General features: G+C 75.6%; 15 protein-coding genes. 4 read left to right on the forward strand and 11 right to left on the reverse strand.

What is annotated here, in order from left to right; genetic code table 11:
- Together CBZ_RS04370 and CBZ_RS04375 are read left to right on the forward strand one after the other, a co-directional pair.
- On the forward strand, positions 1–555 hold a 555-nt coding region (locus CBZ_RS04370; RefSeq protein WP_165446644.1), incomplete at its 5' end, for a penicillin acylase family protein.
- Entirely contained in the window at positions 552–1,175 is a 624-nt protein-coding gene (locus tag CBZ_RS04375) for a GNAT family N-acetyltransferase (protein WP_130780376.1), read from the forward strand. The genes CBZ_RS04370 and CBZ_RS04375, both read left to right, overlap by 4 nt.
- Before the next feature lie 81 nt (positions 1,176–1,256).
- Here the strand turns inward: CBZ_RS04375 and CBZ_RS04380 are convergent, their stop codons facing one another.
- The 11 genes from CBZ_RS04380 to CBZ_RS04425 form a co-directional block, all read right to left on the reverse strand.
- The gene (locus CBZ_RS04380; protein WP_130780377.1) at positions 1,257–3,059 is read right to left on the reverse strand and encodes an ABC-F family ATP-binding cassette domain-containing protein; all 1,803 of its coding nucleotides are present in this window, start codon (positions 3,057–3,059) and stop codon (positions 1,257–1,259) included.
- A 21-nt stretch (positions 3,060–3,080) separates the two neighbouring features.
- Entirely contained in the window at positions 3,081–4,025 is a 945-nt protein-coding gene (locus CBZ_RS04385) for a 4-(cytidine 5'-diphospho)-2-C-methyl-D-erythritol kinase (RefSeq protein ID WP_130780378.1), read from the reverse strand.
- Complete coding sequence (gene rsmA, locus CBZ_RS04390; protein WP_130780379.1) at positions 4,022–4,969, reverse strand: 16S rRNA (adenine(1518)-N(6)/adenine(1519)-N(6))-dimethyltransferase RsmA; 948 nt, start codon at positions 4,967–4,969, stop codon at positions 4,022–4,024. Before rsmA ends, CBZ_RS04385 begins: the two co-directional genes overlap by 4 nt.
- 98 nt (positions 4,970–5,067) lie before the next feature.
- On the reverse strand, positions 5,068–6,336 hold the full coding sequence (locus CBZ_RS04395) for a resuscitation-promoting factor (protein WP_281274851.1): 1,269 nt from the start codon (positions 6,334–6,336) through the stop codon (positions 5,068–5,070).
- Between the two features lie 401 nt (positions 6,337–6,737).
- The gene (locus tag CBZ_RS04400) at positions 6,738–7,928 is read right to left on the reverse strand and encodes a resuscitation-promoting factor (RefSeq protein ID WP_246013048.1); all 1,191 of its coding nucleotides are present in this window, start codon (positions 7,926–7,928) and stop codon (positions 6,738–6,740) included.
- Positions 7,929–8,111: 183 nt separating this feature from the next.
- Entirely contained in the window at positions 8,112–9,062 is a 951-nt protein-coding gene (locus CBZ_RS04405; protein ID WP_130780381.1) for a TatD family hydrolase, read from the reverse strand.
- A gap of 1 nt (position 9,063) precedes the next feature.
- A complete protein-coding gene (gene metG / locus CBZ_RS04410) occupies positions 9,064–10,848 on the reverse strand; it encodes a methionine--tRNA ligase (RefSeq protein ID WP_130780382.1) in 1,785 nt (594 codons plus the stop codon).
- 57 nt (positions 10,849–10,905) lie between these two features.
- Complete coding sequence (locus tag CBZ_RS04415) at positions 10,906–11,289, reverse strand: hypothetical protein (protein ID WP_130780383.1); 384 nt, start codon at positions 11,287–11,289, stop codon at positions 10,906–10,908.
- 70 nt (positions 11,290–11,359) lie between these two features.
- Complete coding sequence (locus CBZ_RS04420) at positions 11,360–12,265, reverse strand: PH domain-containing protein (RefSeq protein ID WP_130780384.1); 906 nt, start codon at positions 12,263–12,265, stop codon at positions 11,360–11,362.
- A gap of 1 nt (position 12,266) precedes the next feature.
- Positions 12,267–12,434 (reverse strand): hypothetical protein, encoded by a 168-nt coding sequence (locus CBZ_RS20725; RefSeq protein ID WP_165446645.1) that lies wholly within the window; start codon positions 12,432–12,434, stop codon positions 12,267–12,269.
- A gap of 201 nt (positions 12,435–12,635) precedes the next feature.
- On the reverse strand, positions 12,636–13,949 hold the full coding sequence (locus CBZ_RS04425; protein ID WP_246013050.1) for a PQQ-dependent sugar dehydrogenase: 1,314 nt from the start codon (positions 13,947–13,949) through the stop codon (positions 12,636–12,638).
- Between the two features lie 159 nt (positions 13,950–14,108).
- On the opposite strand from CBZ_RS04425, the gene CBZ_RS04430 reads away from it, so the two are divergent.
- Together CBZ_RS04430 and CBZ_RS04435 are read left to right on the forward strand one after the other, a co-directional pair.
- Positions 14,109–15,317, forward strand: a complete 1,209-nt coding sequence (locus CBZ_RS04430; protein WP_130780385.1) for a cytochrome ubiquinol oxidase subunit I — start codon at positions 14,109–14,111, stop codon at positions 15,315–15,317.
- Positions 15,314–16,030, forward strand: a 717-nt coding sequence (locus tag CBZ_RS04435; RefSeq protein WP_165446646.1) for a cytochrome d ubiquinol oxidase subunit II, incomplete at its 3' end; no start/stop codon positions are given. The genes CBZ_RS04430 and CBZ_RS04435, both read left to right, overlap by 4 nt.

The raw sequence follows: 16,030 nt of genomic DNA on the forward strand, positions 1-16,030 counted from the left end.
GCGCTGCACGACGACCACGCCGCGGGCCCGCTGCTCGACCCGTGGTTCGTCGTGCCCGCGCGCGTCGCCGACGCGCTGCCCGCGCTGCTCGACGCGGACCGCGAGGACCCCGCCCGCCTGCGCCTCGACGGTGCCGCGCTCGCGCGGACGGCCCTCGAGGACGCCGCCGCCGAGGCCGCCGCGCAGCCCGGGACGACGTGGGGTGACCGGCACCGCCTGCACCCGCTGCACGTGCTCGACGACGTCCCGGGGTGCGCGTCACCGTTCGCCGTCGACGTCGGCCTGGGCGGCGACACCGACTGCGTCCGTTCGACGTCGTCCACGCCGGGGGTGTCGGACCGGACCTGGCGCGGCTCGGTCGCGCGCTACGTGTGGGACCTGGCCGACCGCGACCGCAGCCGCTGGAACGTGCCGTTCGGCGCGAGCGGCGTGCCCGGCGACCCGCACGCCCTCGACCAGCTCGACGCGTGGGTCGACGCCCGCACGACCGAGGTCGTCACCGACTGGGACCTGCTCCACCGAGAGGACCTGCCGCACCCGGAGGACCTGCCATGACCACCCCCACCACCCCCACCGCCGAGGCGGGCGCGCGCCTGCGCCAGGGCCCGCGCGGCACGGTCGTCGACGAGCGCCTCGTGCCCCGCCTCGGCGTCCTCACGACGACGGTCCTCGACCCCGACGCGGACCTCGACACGCTGCACGCGTGGGTCACGCGCCCCGACACCGGCTTCTGGGGCCTCGGCGGCCTGACCCGCACCGAGCTGCGCGACACGTACGCGTTCGTCGACGGCCTGCCGAGCCACCACGCGTTCCTGGTGCGCCGAGACGGTCTGCCCGTCGCGCTGCTGCAGACGTACGAGCCCGAGCACGACCCGGTCGGCGAGGTCTACGACGTCCTGCCCGGGGACGTCGGCGTGCACTTCCTGCTCGGTGCGCGCGGCCGCCCGACGCCGGGCTACTCGACGCTGCTCATGGGCGCGGTCCTGGGCGCGCTGCTCGAGCCGCCGGAGGCCCGGCGCGTCGTCGTCGAGCCGGACGCGCGCAACGAGCGCGCCGTGTCGCGCGCGGTGCGTCAGGGGTTCGAGCTCGGCCCGGTCGTCGACCTGCCGGACAAGCGCGCGCAGCTCGCGTTCCTCACGCGGGAGCGCTGGGCCGCGCTCACCGCCGGGTCCTGAGAGTCGACCGAGCGTCCCCGGGCGACACCGCCCCGGCGTGGGCGGATCCGTCCGACCGCGCCGCACAGGATCGGCCGACGGTCAGCCCGCGACCTCCGCCGCCTCGAGCCACGCCGCCTCGAGGTCGTCCTTCTCCGCGGCGAGCGCGCGCAGCTCGGCGTCCAGGGCGAGGACGGCCTCGTGGTCGGTGGCCTGCGCGGCCATCTTGTCGTGCAGGGCCTTCTCCAGGTCCGCGATGCGCGACAGCCGACGCTCGATGCGGGCGATCTCCTTGCGCGCGGCCCGGACGTCGGCGGGCGACGGGCTCGCCGCCCCGCCCGACGCGGGCGCGTCCGGGGCGGCGACGGGCGACGCGGCAGGCGCGGACGCAGCCGCCCCCAGGGCGTCCCGACGCAGGTCGAGGTACTGCTCGACGCCGCCGGGCAGGTCGCGGACCTTGCCGTCGCCGAGCAGCGCGACCTGCCGGTCGCACACGCGCTCCAGCAGGTACCGGTCGTGCGACACGACGACGAGCGTGCCGGGCCAGCCGTCGAGCAGGTCCTCGAGGGCGGCCAGGGTGTCGGTGTCCAGGTCGTTCGTCGGCTCGTCGAGCAGCAGCACGTTCGGCTCGCCGACGAGCAGGCGCAGCAGCTGCAGGCGCCGCCGCTCACCGCCGGACAGGTCCCGCACGGGCGTGCGCGCACGGTCGCGGGGGAACCCGAGGCGCTCGACGAGCTGCGCCGCGGTGAGCTCCTTGCCGCCGACGACGATCGAGCGCTTCTCCCGCTCGACGACCTCGACGACGCGCAGGTCCGCGAGCTCGTCGAGGTCCTCGACGTCCTGCCGCAGCTCGGCGACCTGCACCGTCTTGCCGCGCTTGACCCGCCCCGACGTGGGCGCGAGGCGACCCGCGAGCAGCCGGAGCATGGTCGTCTTGCCGGCGCCGTTGACGCCGACGACCCCGATCCGGTCGCCCGGGCCGAGCCGCCACGTCACGTCGTCGAGCAGGACGCGGTCGCCGAAGGCCAGGGTCACGTCCTCGACGTCGAGCACGTCCTTGCCGAGGCGCGCGGTCGCCATCCGCGAGAGCTCCATGCGGTCGCGCGGCGGCGGCTCGTCGGCGATGAGCGCGTTGGCCGCGTCGATCCGGAACCGCGGCTTCGACGTGCGCGCGGGCGCACCGCGGCGCAGCCACGCGAGCTCCTTGCGCAGCAGGTTCTGCCGCTTCTCCTCGCTCGTCGCGGCGGTCCGGGCCCGCTCGGCGCGGGCCAGCACGTAGGCGGCGTACCCGCCGTCGTACTGGTCGACGCCGCCGTCGTGGACCTCCCAGGTGCGCGTGCACACCGCGTCGAGGAACCAGCGGTCGTGCGTGACGACCACGAGCGCCCCGGACCCGCGCGCGTACCGCTCGACGAGGTGCGCGGCGAGCCACGCGACGCCCTCGACGTCCAGGTGGTTGGTCGGCTCGTCGAGGACGAGGACCTCGTCGTCGCGCACGAGCAGCGCGGCGAGCGCGACGCGGCGGCGCTGGCCGCCCGACAGCGAGGCGAGGTCGGCGTCGAGCCCGACGTCGGACAGGAGCCCGGCGTGCACGGCGCGGATCCGGCTGTCGGAGGCCCACTCGTGCGCGTCGGCGGAGCCGTGCACCGCGTCGAGGACCGTGCCCGCGGTGAGGTCGTCGCGCTGGTCGAGGACGGCGACCCGCACCCCGCCCGCGCGCGTGACGCGGCCCGCGTCGGTCTCCTGCAGGCCGGACAGGACGCGCAGCAGCGTCGACTTGCCGGCGCCGTTGGGGCCGACGACGCCGATCCGCTGGCCGTCGTCGAGGCCGAGGCTGACCTCGTCGAGGAGCGTGCGCGTGCCCAGCGTGAGCGTGACGCGGTCCGCGCCGAGAAGGTGAGCCATCGAGGCGCCAGGCTACCCGCGTCAGTCCGTGGCGCTGACCACCCGGGCGCCGGCGACCGGTCCCGCCGCGGTGAGCACCCGGTCCGCGACGCCCGCCGCGGTGAACGCCGCCGCGAGGACGAGTGCGTGCTGGCGGCTGCGGGCGAGCGCGGCGACGGTCGGGCCGGAGCCCGAGACGACGACCCCGAGCGCCCCGGCGTCCTGCGCGACCGCGAGCGGCTCGACGAGGCCCGGGTCGAGGGACAGCGCGGCGTCCTGCAGGTCGTTGTGCAGCACGGCCCCGAGCGCGCGGGCGTCACCGGCGCGCAGCGCCTGCATGAGCGGCACGTCGTCCTCGGGGTCGGGCTCGGGCACGTGGCGGCCCTGGTGCAGCGCGTCGAACTCCCGGTAGACGGCAGCCGTCGACAGCCCACGGTGCTGCACGGCGAACGCCCAGTGGAACTCGCCGCGGGTGAGGGCGGGCGTGAGCAGGTGGCCGCGGCCCGACCCGACCGCGGTGTGGCCGGTCAGCGAGAACGGCACGTCCGACCCGAGCGCGGCCGCGAGCTCGACGAGCTCCTCGCGCCCCAGGCCCGTGCGCCACAGGGAGTCGCACGCGACGAGCGCCGCGGCGGCGTCGGCGGAACCGCCCGCCATGCCGCCCGCGACGGGCACGTCCTTGACGAGGTGCAGGTGCACCCCGGCGTCGATGCCGACGCGCTCGGCGAGCAGGCGGGCGGCGCGCAGCGCGAGGTTGCCCTCGTCGGTCGGCACGACCTCCGACTGCGGCCCGCTGACGGTCAGCTCGAAGACGTCGGACGGCGTCGCGACGACCTCCTCGAACACGCTCACGGCCTGGAAGACCGTCGAGAGGGCGTGGTAGCCGTCCTCGTCGGGCGGCCCGACGCGCAGCGAGAGGTTGATCTTGCCGGGCGCGCGCACCCTGACCTCGTGCTCGGGCAGCGGGGCCACGGGGGTCAGCGTCACGGCTCCACTGTGCCAGGTCCGCCAGCGGTCCCGCCCGCGGGCGGGCGCAGGTGCTCGGCGATGCGGGCGAACGCCGCGATGTCGAGCCGCTCGCCCCGAGCCTGCGGGTCGACGCCCGCGGCGACCAGGGCGGCCTGTGCGGCGTCGGCCGACCCGGCGAGCGTGGCGAGGGCCGGCCGGAGCATCTTGCGGCGCTGCGCGAACGCGGCGTCGACGACGGCGAAGACCTGCTCGCGGGTCGCGGTCGTCGCCGGCGGCTCGCGCCGGTCGAGCCGCACCAGCGCGGAGTCGACGTTGGGGACGGGCCAGAACACCGACCGCCCGACGGTCGCGGTGCGGCGTGCGTGCGTGTACCAGGCGGCCTTCGCGGACGGCACGCCGTACGTGCGGCTGCCGGGCGGGGCGGCGAGGCGGTCCGCGACCTCGGCCTGCACCATGACGAGCGCGCGGTCGAGCGAGTCGAACCGCTCGAGGAACGTGAGCAGCACGGGGACCGACACGTTGTACGGCAGGTTCGCGACGAGCGCCACGGGCGGCGGGCCGGGCAGCGCGTGCACGTCGAGCGCGTCGCGCAGGACGACCGTGAGGCGGGCCCGGCCGTCGGCGTCGCGCAGCACGACGGGCTCGTCGGGAGCGGTGTCGTCCGCGGTCAGGCCGGGGACGTGCGCGGCGACCGTGCCGGGCAGCAGCCGTGCGAGCACGGGGTCGATCTCGACGGCGACGACGTCCGCGTCGGCCTCCAGCAGCCCCAGCGTGAGCGACCCGAGGCCCGGACCGACCTCGACGACCCGCTCCCCGGCACTGACGTCGGCCTGCCGGACGATCTTGCGGACGGTCCCCGCGTCGAGCACGAAGTTCTGCCCGAGGGCCTTGGTCGGCCGGACACCGGCCCGCTCGGCGAGGGCACGGATCTCGGCGGCCCCGAGCAGCCCGTTCGTCGACATGCCCCGAGCCTAGGCGCTCCCCCACCCCTGCCCGCGCGCGGAGACGGCGACGCCCGCCGGCCCCGAGGGGCGCGGCGGGCGTCGGTGGACCCGGTGGGTCAGCTGAAGAGGTTCTTCCCGCAGTGCGGCCACTGGCCGGCACCCGAGCGGTTGTAGAGCATCTTCGCGCGGGCGGTCTGCTCCTCCGGGCTCGCCTGCGACGGGAGGCCGGCGCCGCCGACCGCCTGCCAGGTGGCGACGGAGAACTGGTACAGCCCGTGGTACTTGCCCGTCGAGGAGACGATCGTCGGGTTGCCGCCGGACTCGCACTTCGCGAGCGCCGCCCAGTTGAGCGAGTCGGCGTCGCCGCCCGCCGTGATGGGGCCGGCAGCCGCGGTCGAGCCGGACGACGCCGCGGCCGGCTTCGGCGTCGCCGCGGGGCGCGCCTTCGTGCCGACCTTGACGACCTCGTCGACCGGGGCCTGCGTGACCTGGTCGGAGACCGCCTCACGGGCGGTCTCGACGCCGTCGACGGTGGTCACGCGCTCGACGAGCGTGCGGACCCCGACGACGCCGGCGACGGCGACCTTGCGCTGACCCGTGTAGAGCGAGTCGTCCTGCTGGTCGCTCGTGGCGAACGGGACCTCGTGCGTCGAGGCGACGTCCTGCACGACGACCCGGTTGACGACGACCTGCACGCGCCCGTCGGCGGTCTGCTTCACCGACACCCGGTCGAGCGGGTTGAGGGTGATGCCGAGCTCGCCGAGCACCTGCGCGACGCGGGCGTCGCCGTCGGGGGTGCGCAGCGTCTGGCCGTCGACGAGGACGTCGGCCGAGCCGTGCAGCGTGAGGTCGAGCGCGAGCTCGGGACGACCGCCCGCGGCGGACCGCGACGCGACGAGCGCGACGTCGGACGCGCGGGACGCGAGCGTGTCGAGCGCCTCGTCGGCGGTGAGCGCGGTCGTCCAGACGGGCTGCTCCTGGCCGTCGAGGGCGACGGTCACCTGGCGGGCGTGCCGCACGACGACCTCGGCACCCTCGTGCAGCGGGCCGCCGGGGGTCACGACGTCGCGCTCGCCGAGCTGCACGCCATGGTCGGCCAGCAGGCCGTCGACGGAGCCGGCGAAGGTGCTGACGCGGGTGATCTCGCCGTCGACGTCGAGCGTGACGGACTTGTTGGCCTTGGCGTACGTCGCGGTCGCGCCGGCGACGAGCAGCACGGCGGTGGCGGCGACGAGGGGGACCAGCCGACGACCGGACCGGAGGCCCTTCGTCGCGGTGGCCGGGACCTGACCGGTCTGGTCGGTCTCGGCGGGCGTCCCGGTGGTGTCGGGGGACGCGGTGCGCCTGCGCGCGAAGGGACTGCGGTTTCGGGTCGTGAAGGTCACGGGGCTCCAGCCGTCGTCGTGCCCGGGCACGGGGTGCGGATGTGCCCTGGAGGAGGCACCCGGCGGACGCGCTGCACGTGGCTGGCGCGGACGGTCGGCCCTCGGGCCGTCCCCCACCGGTTCCGGATCCCCGATCCGGCCGTCGTGACGGCCTCGGTGAGCGCCGTCCGCTGGTCCTGTCTCCGTCACCACGACCGCGGTGCGGCGAGCACGAAACGCCCGACACGGGCAGGACCGACACGCGACCGTAACCGAACCGTGATCGGAAGTCCAAGCCCGCCGGGCGGACCCGAGCGGGTGAAGAACGTCACACCGGGACGTCGCCGCAGGTGGGGCCGCAGATCGCCGCGGACGTCACCGCGCAGTCCCGACGGGCGGTCAGCGCCCGGCCGGACCGACCATCAGTACCAGCCCTTGGCCTGGCTGTGCGCCCACGCGCCGCACGGGTCGCCGTACCGGCCGCCGATGTAGTTGAGGCCCCAGGTGATCTGCGTCGCCGGGTTCGTCTGCCAGTCCGCGCCGACCGTCGCCATCTTCGTCCCCGGCAGCGCCTGCGGGATCCCGTACGCGCCCGACGACTTGTTCTCGGCGTTGACGCGCCAGCCGCTCTCCTTGTTCCACAGCGACAGCAGGCAGGCGAACTGGTCGTCGCCCCAGCCGCGCGCCGCCGCCATCTCCTTGCCGAGCGCCTGCGCCGTGCCCGGCTCGACCGCGACCGTCGACGGGTCCGGCAGCTCCGCCGTCCCCACCCGCACGACCTGGTCCACGGGAGCCGTCGTCACGACCGACGCGACCGCTGTCCGGCCGACGACCACGCCGCCGACGACCTGCAGCTCGTACGTCGTCGTCCGCACGCCCGCACGGCCCTTGGTCTTGACGACCTTGTTGCCCTTGACGAGGGTCGGGTCCTCGACCTCCTGCGTCGCGAACGGCATCGCCTCGGTGACCGTCTCGCCGTCGGTCGCCGCGCGCGTCACGAGGACGACGAGGCCGTCGACCGCGGTCGCGTCGAGCGGCACCGACAGCTCGTCGCCCTCGTCGAGCACCAGGCCGACGTCCTTGAGCCCGTCGCGCACCGTCGAGGCGCTCGTCAGGCCGTCGATGACCTGGCCGTCCACGACCAGGTGGATCGTCTTGAGCGTCGAGACCCGCAGCACGTCACCGCGGTCCAGCGCCGCGGTCCGCGACGCCGACAGGCGGACCTCGCCGTCGCGCAGGCCCAGGCCGTCGACGGCCTCGCCGACGGTGAGCGCCGTGCTCCACACGGTGCGCTCCTCGCCGTCGACCTCGACCTGCAGCTCGCGACCGTGCCGGACGACGATCTGCCCGCCGCGCGACACGGGCTGGTCGAGCGCCGGGGCCACGAGGTCCCGCTCGCCGACCTGCACGTCGCTGCCCGCGAGCACGTCGCCGACGGTCCGGCCGAACGCCTGCACCTCGACGGCCGTGCCGTCGACGTCGAGCGTGACCTCCTTGTGCAGCACCGCGAACGCGCTGGTGGCACCGACGACGAGCGCGAGGACCACGGAGCGGGCGACGACGTGCAGCGCGCCGGACCGTCGGGCGGTCGCGGGCCGGTCAGCAGGTCGCACGCAGGAGTCCTTCGAGGGCCGGGAGGGGGCGGCCGTGGCGGGCCGCGAGGCCCGTCAGCGAGGCGACCGTCGTGGACGCCTGTCCGACCGTAACCGATCCGTGACCCGGCCGACCACCCGCCGCCGCACCCTGGACGCCCGGTCGGCCGCGGACACGCCGGTCAGCAGCGGACGAAACCGGCGTCACCAGGGACCGTAGACCTGCTCCGACGTCGCGGACACGCCCGCGCACACGTCCTCCAGCGACCGTCCCGTGACCTCGGCGACCGTGCGCACCGTGCCCGGCAGCAGGTACGGCGCGTTGGGCCGCCCGCGGAACGGGTGCACCGTGAGGTACGGCGCGTCGGTCTCGACCAGCAGCAGCGCGGGCGGGACCTCCCGCAGGGCCGCGCGCAGGTCGTCGTTCGCGCCGAACGACACGGGCCCCGCGAACGACAGGAACCAGCCGTGCGACACCGCGAGCCGCGCGAGCTCCGCGTCGCCCGAGAAGCAGTGGAACACCGTCCGCTCCGGCGCGCCGTCGGCCAGCAGGACCTCGACGACCTCGGCGTGCGCGTCCCGGTCGTGGATCTGCATCGCCAGGCCCAGCTCCTTGGCGAGCGCCACGTGCGCGCGGAACGCCTCCCGCTGCACCTCGCGGCCCCGCGGCCCCGCACGGAAGTGGTCGAGCCCCGTCTCCCCGATCGCCCGCACCCGGGGCGTCGCCCGCGCCACCGCGGCCACGCGCGCGATCGCCTCGTCGAGCGGGACGTCCTCGTGCACGAACCGCGGGTCCGGCGTCAGCCCGTCGGGCGCGACCTCCCGGACACCGGCGTGCAGCACCGCCTCGTTCGGGTGGATCGCCACCGCCCCCAGCAGCGACGCGTGCGCCTGGACCAGGTCCGCCGTCAGCACCACCGACTCGTAGTCGCAGCCGACCTGCACCATGCGGTCGACGCCGACCGACGCGGCCCGCGCGAGGTGGTCGTCGAGCGAGGGCGGCTCCGCCTGCTCGACGGGCGCCCCGTCGCCGTCCCGCCGCCAGCCGTCGGCCACCCACCCCAGCACCGACTCCAGGTGCGTGTGGTTGTCGACGACCGGCAGCGGCAGCGGCTCGGGCGGCGCGGGCCAGCCGCGGTCCCGTGTCCGGGCCACGTCAGCCCTGCTCGGCGCGCGCGATCTCCTGCTCGACGATCGCGTCGTCCAGCTTGGTGAACACCGGCACCGGCTTCTCGACGGCCGTCCCCGGCACGAGCGCCGTCGACGCCCAGCGCGGGGTCGCCGAGTAGTCGCCCGTGATGATCGGGTACGTCCGCGACGCGTCGTCCAGGTCCGTGACCTCCTCGATCCGCGGCATCGGCGCGAACGTGCCCGTCCCGCCGAGCGTCTCGTGGACCTGCTGCGCCGCGAACGGCAGGAACGGTGCGAGCAGCGTGTTCGCGTCCGCGACGGCCTGCGCCGCGGTGTGCAGCACCGTGCCCAGGCGCTCGCGGTCGCCCGACAGCTTCCACGGCTCGGTCTCCGAGAGGTACCGGTTCGACTCCTGGACGACGCGCATGGCCTCGCCGATCGCCTGCCGGTTGCGGTGTTCGCCGAGCAGCCGCCCGACCGTCTCGAAGCCCGCGGCCGTCGTCGCGCGCAGCGCCTCGTCGACCGGCTGCAGCGGCCCCGGCTCCGGGATCGCGCCGAAGTTCTTGTGGATCATGTTCGCGGTGCGGTTGACCAGGTTGCCCCAGCCCGCGACGAGCTCGTCGTTGGTGCGGCGCTTGAACTCCGCCCACGTGAAGTCGGTGTCCTGCGTCTCCGGTCCCGCGACCGACAGGTAGTACCGCAGCGCGTCCGGCTGGTAGCGGGACAGCATGTCGCGGACCAGGATCACGACGCCGCGCGACGTGCTGAACTGCTCGCCGGCCACGTTGAGGTACTCGCTCGAGACGACCTCGGTCGGGAGCTGCAGGTTCCCGTACGGGCCGGGCGTGCCGCCCTTGTTCCCGCGCCCGTCGTAGCCCATGAGCTCCGCGGGCCAGATCTGCGAGTGGAACGTGATGTTGTCCTTGCCCATGAAGTAGTACGACAGGGCCTCGGAGTCGTTCCACCAGCCGCGCCACGCCTCGGGGTCGCCCGTGCGCCGCGCCCACTCGACCGACGCCGACAGGTACCCGATGACCGCGTCGAACCACACGTACAGGCGCTTGTTCGGGTTCTCCTGCCAGCCCGGCAGCGGCACCGGGATGCCCCAGTCGATGTCGCGCGTCATCGCGCGCGGACGCATGTCGTCGACGAGGTTGAGGCTGAAGTTCAGGACGTTGGGGCGCCAGCCCTGCCGCGTGCTCAGCCACTGCTCCAGCGCCTGGGCGAACGCGGGCAGGTCGAGGAAGAAGTGCGTCGACTCGACGAACTTCGGGGTCTCGCCGTTGATCCGGCTCTTCGGGTTGATGAGGTCGATCGCGTCGAGCTGGTTGCCGCAGTTGTCGCACTGGTCGCCGCGCGCGCCGTCGTAGCCGCAGATCGGGCACGTGCCCTCGATGTAGCGGTCCGGCAGCGTGCGGCCCGTGCTCGGGCTGATCGCGCCCATGGTCTGCTGCTCGACCATGTACCCGTTGCGGTGCACGGTGCGGAACATCTCCTGCACGACCGCGTAGTGGTTGCGCGTCGTCGTCCGCGTGAACAGGTCGTACGACAGGCCGAGCTGCGTGAGGTCCTCGACGATCACCCGGTTGTAGCGGTCCGCGAGCGCCTGCGGCGTCACGCCCTCCTTCTCCGCCTGCACGAGGATCGGCGTCCCGTGCTCGTCCGTGCCCGACACCATGAGCACGTCGTGACCGGCCATCCGCATGTAGCGGGAGAAGACGTCCGAGGGGACGCCGAAGCCGGCGACGTGACCGATGTGGCGGGGGCCGTTCGCGTAGGGCCACGCGACGGCCGACAGGATGCGGGACATGCGCCCGATCCTAGGTGAGCGCGCACACCCCGGTCGTCGGAGTTCCGCCTGGTCGGCTCACCGCGGCAGCCAGCCCATCGGCGTCGGGAACGGCCACACCGACACGTACGCCACGCCCAGGACGCCCACGACGACGAGCGCGCCGAGCAGCCCCAGCACGAGGGCCGGGGCGCGACGCAGCCGGGCGGCGAGGACGAGCAGGCCGAGCACCGCGACGACCGCGAGCGCGGTGCCGGCCGCGGCGACGACGTGCGCGTGCGGCAGGCACGAGGCGGGTGGCGGGAGAATCGCCGGGCAGGCGTCGAGCTCGCGCGGCGCCACGACCCGGCGGATCGACTCCCGGGCCGCCCACGCGACGCCGGCCAGGGCGACCGCCGCGACGAGCGCGCCGGTGACGAGCGCGGCGCGCGGCGAGGCCACGGGGACGTCCGGCGAGGTCATCGGCCCAGCCAACCACGACGGCCGCCGTCGCAGGCACGGTTCGGTCGACCGGGTACGGGCCGCGCGGCGGTCAGTCGTCGTACGCGCGGTCGCGCGCCTCCTGCTCCTCGACCGGCACGAACGTCGCGCGGTCGCCCGACACGTCCCAGCCCTGGTCGGCGGGCCGCGGGGGGATGCGGATGGGCTGGGTGTCGCCGGGGCGGTACGTCGGCTCGCGGGGGGCGTCACGCTGCCGGTCGTGGTGCGCGTCGTGGTCCGGCTGGTACGGCGCCGGGACGGGCGCGGGCACCGGGGGCCAGGCGACGCCGTGCACCGGGTCGCGTCGCTCGCCGTGGCCCGACCCCGGGACGGGGACCGGGGAGGGGACCGGGCCGTGCACCGGCGCCGCGGGCGTCGAGCCGTAGCCGTACCCGGGCAGCATCCCGGGCACGGGCAGCCGCGTCCCGGGCGCGGTCGGGAACGCCGAGGGCGTGAAGATCGTGGCGCACAGCTCCCGGTATGTGGCGTCCGGGCGGGCGACCCAGTTGATCCGCCGCATCGCCTGGTCCTGCCCGGCGGACTCGAGCAGGAACTCCCCGTAGCCGAGCACCCGCCCGACGACCGACCGCGAGTACCGCATGTCGGTGATCTTGACGAGCGGCATCATCGCGACCTTGTGCGTGACCAGCCCGTACAGCAGGAGCATCCGCTTGTCGGTCGCGACGAACCACTCGTTGCGCCAGTCGAGGACCTTCCACCCGAGCCGGACCAGCAGCACCGCGAACAGCCACCACAGCCAGTCCGCCGACTCCCCCGCGACCGCGCCCGCGGCCGGCACCACGACGAACGCGAGCAGCAGGAACCCCGCCGTCGTCGTCAGGACCGGCTCGGCGAGCTTGCCCCAGTGCGACCGCGCGCTCAGCACCACACGCTCGCCCGGCAGCACGTACCGGCGGATGTTGCGGTGCGTGCGGGCGACGGTCTCGGCGTCGGTCATGTCACTCGGTGAGGCCCGAGAAGAACGTCCCGAAGCTCGTGAACGCCCCGGTGATCATGTCCCACAGGGCACGGACGAGGTCGGCGGCACGGTCGGGGCTCGTGACGATGGCGTACACGAGGAAGATCGCGACGATCCAGATCAGCACGGTCTTGAGCTTCGGCGGCATGTGGTCCTCGCAGGTCGGCGGCGGTCGGACGGGGCGGCCGGTGGCCGAGGGCGCCGTCCGGCGCCGCAAAGGGTACTGATCGGACGCCGCAGGGCGTGGGAGCCGGTCCCCGCGTGGCGCGATCCGTGCGAATCGGACGGGGTGTCGCCGCCCGACCCGCCGACGCCGCGCGCGTCGGGGCTGGTCCGGCTCCTGGTCGGGTCAGTCGACGACGACGCGCAGCACCCGGTCGTCGCCGTCGCGCGGGTCGCCGCGCCCGTCCGTGTTGTTGGTGAGCACCCACAGCGAGCCGTCGGGTGCGACCTCGACCGCCCGGAGCCGGCCGTGCTCGCCGGCCAGCAGCGGCTGCGGCGTGCCCACGCCGGTCCCGTCGCCGGGCGGCAGCAGCGGGACGCGCCACAGCCGCTCGCCGCGCAGGCCCGCGACGTAGACGCCCTCGTCCGTCACGGCGAGGCCGCTCGGGGACGCGTCCGACGTCGCCCACGTCGCGACCGGGTCGACGAAGCCCGCCGCCGCTCCCGTCGCGCCCTCGGCCTGCGGCCACCCGTAGTTGCCGCCCGGCACGACCACGTTGAGCTCGTCCCACGTGTCCTGCCCGAACTCGGCGGCGAACAGGCGGCCGTCCGACGACCAGCCGAGCCCTTGCACGTTGCGGTGCCCGCTGCTCCACACCGGCGACGCCGGGTCCGGGTTGCCTGGCGCGGGCTCGCCGTCGGTCGTGACCCGCAGGATCTTGCCGCCCAGGCTCGCGGGGTCCTGCGCGGACGGGCGGTCGCCCGCGTCGCCCGTCGTGACGTACAGGTAGCCGTCCGGGCCGACGGCCAGCCGCCCGCCGTCGTGGTTGCGGGCACGCGGGATGCCGGTGAGGACCGGGGTGAGGTCGCCGAGGGTCGCGCCGTCGAGCGTCGCGCGCAGCACCCGGTTGTCGTCGGCGGTCGTCGCGTAGAGGGCCAGGTCCACGGGCCCCGCGTCAGCGGGCGAGGCGGACGCGCCGTCCCGTGCCGGTGGGTCGAGGACCGTGACGCCCAGCAGCCCGCCCTCGCCGCCGGGCACGACGAGGTCCGCGAGCGCGGCGGCGCCCGGCCCACCCACGTCGCGCACCGTGCCGTCGGAGTCGACGAGCACGACCCGGGCGGTGTCGCGCAGGGTCACGACGGCCGACCCGTCCGGCAGGAAGGCGAGGCCCCACGGCACGTCGAGGCCCGTCGCGACGTCCGACACCTCGGCGACCTCGACCGTCGCGGGCCCGGACGGCCCCGGCGCGGGCTGCGTCGCGCCTGTCGCCGACGGGACCGGCGGCGAGGGCGTGACGCCTCCGGCCGCGTCCGACGACCCGCCGGCGACGCACCCGGCGGCCCCGCCCGCGAGCACCAGCGTCACGGCGAGCACGGCGGCGCGGCGCGGGGCGGAGGTCCGGGCAGAGGTCCGGGCGGGGGTCGGGGCGGGGCTCGACGACGGCACGGGACGGGGACGGGCCATGCCCCAGCGCAGCACGCGCACGACCGACCACGCCACCGCTCGCGTCGGCCCTCGCCCTCCGGGACCACCCTGAGCCCGGCCACCGGGGCCTCCGGGACAACCCGGAACCGTCCCTGGACCTCGCCCGCGCACGGGGTCGACACGCCGGTGCCGGGCCTAGCGTGCGGCTCGTCCGCACCACAACGGGAGCCCTCCGTGACCGCCGTCGACGCCGCCCGCCTGCAGTTCGCGCTGCTCGCCGGGCTGCACTTCCTGTTCGTCCTCGTGACCCTCGGGCTCGGCCCGGTCGTCGCCGTCCTGCAGACCCGCTGGGCGGCGACGGGCCGCGAGGTCTTCGAGCGTGCCACGCGGTTCTGGGGGCAGATCTACCTCGTCAACTACGCGCTGGGCATCCTCGCGGGGATCGTGCTGGAGCTGCAGTTCGGGCTGCACTTCCCGGGCCTGCTCGACGTCGCCGGCGAGGTGCTGGGGGTGCCCCTCGTCGTCGAGACGATGGTCGTGTTCGTGCTGGAGTCGACGCTGCTCGGCCTGTGGGTGTTCGGGTGGCACCAGCTGAACCGCTGGGTGCACACGGGGGTGTTCTGGCTGGTCGTGCTCACGGGGTACGCGTCGGCGTTCGCGGTCATGGTCGCGAACGGGTTCCTGCGCCACCCCGTCGGGTACACGCTGCAGGACGGCGTCGCGCACATCACGGACCCCCGGGCTCTGGTGCTGAACCCGGCGGCGGTGCTGTCGCTCGCGCACGTCGTCGGGGCGTGCCTGCTCGCGGGGGCGTTCGTGGTCGTCGGGGTCAGCGCGTGGCACCTGCGGCGCGGGACGCCGTGGGAGGACCTGTTCCGGCGCTCGCTGCGGACAGGCGTCGTGCTGGGGGCCGTCGGGGCGCTGCTCGCGGTCGGGTTCGGGTTCAGCCAGTTCGCCTACCTGGGCGACGGCGGCCAGGCGGGCCAGTCCGTCGTCGTCGGGGTCGCGACCGGCGTGATGATCCTCGGCGGGTTCGCCCTGTTCCTCGGCGCGCCCGTCATGCTCCTGCTGCTCGTGCGGGACGGGCTGTTCCGCCTCCCGGCCGGGCTGCGCGACGCGACGTACGGGTTCCTCACGGCCGTGGTCCCGGTGCCGTTCGTGCTCGCGCTGCTCGGGTGGGTCGCCCGCGAGGTCGGACGCCAGCCGTGGGTCGTCGTCGGCGTCCTGCGCACGTCCGACGCGACGTCGACGCACAGCGCGACCACGGTCCTCGTCTCGCTCGTGGTGCTGGTCGGGCTGCTCGGCGCGCTGGCCGTCGTGGACTGGGTGCTGCTCGCCCGGCTCGCCCGCCAGGGTCCCGACGCGCCCGCCCTGGGCGCCGCCCCGCACGAGGTGCCCGAGCCCGACGAGCAGCCCCTGTCCTTCGCGGAGGTCCCCCGGTGAACGCCCTGTGGTCGCTGCTGCTCGCGGGCACGCTCGTGGCGTGGGCGGTGCTGGACGGCGCGAACCAGGGACTCGGTGCGCAGCTCCGTCGTCTCGGCCGGACTCCCGCCGAGCGCCGGACGATGCTCACGGCCCTCGGCCCGTTCCTGCTCGCGGGCGAGGTGTGGCTGGTCGGCGCCGCGGGCGTGCTGCTCGCGGGCTACCCGCGCGTCGAGAAGGACCTGTGGGCCGCGGCCTACCCGCTGGTCGTCGCGCTGCTCGTCGCGTGGGTGCTGCGCGACGCCGGGGTGTGGCTGCGCAGCCGACGGCCCGGACGCCGCTGGCGCGCGGGGTGGGAGGTCGTCGTGGTCGTCGCGTCGACCGCGCTGCCCGCCGTCGCCGGTGCGCTGCTGGGCGCCGCCCTGACCTGGCTGCCCGGCAGCGGCGCCGGGGCGGCCGCACGCGTCGTCGTGCCCCTGCTGCTCGCGTCCGCGACGGTCGCCGGGACCCGCACGCTCGGGGCGCTGCTCACGGCCCGTCGCACGACGGGCCTGCTGCACGGCCGTGCGGTGGACGCCGCCGCCGCGGCCCTGCCGTGGACCGCGGGCCTGCTCGCGACCTCCGCGGCCGGGTGGGCCGTCCTCGTCCCGTCGTCGGGCGCGGCCCGCGCGGTGCTCGCGTCGACCGTCCTCGCGGCCGGTGCGGCGTGCGCGCTGCTGGCCCGGCGGCTGCTG

Source organism: Cellulomonas biazotea (assembly GCF_004306155.1).
In the GTDB taxonomy this organism is placed as follows: Bacteria; Actinomycetota; Actinomycetes; order Actinomycetales; family Cellulomonadaceae; genus Cellulomonas; species Cellulomonas biazotea.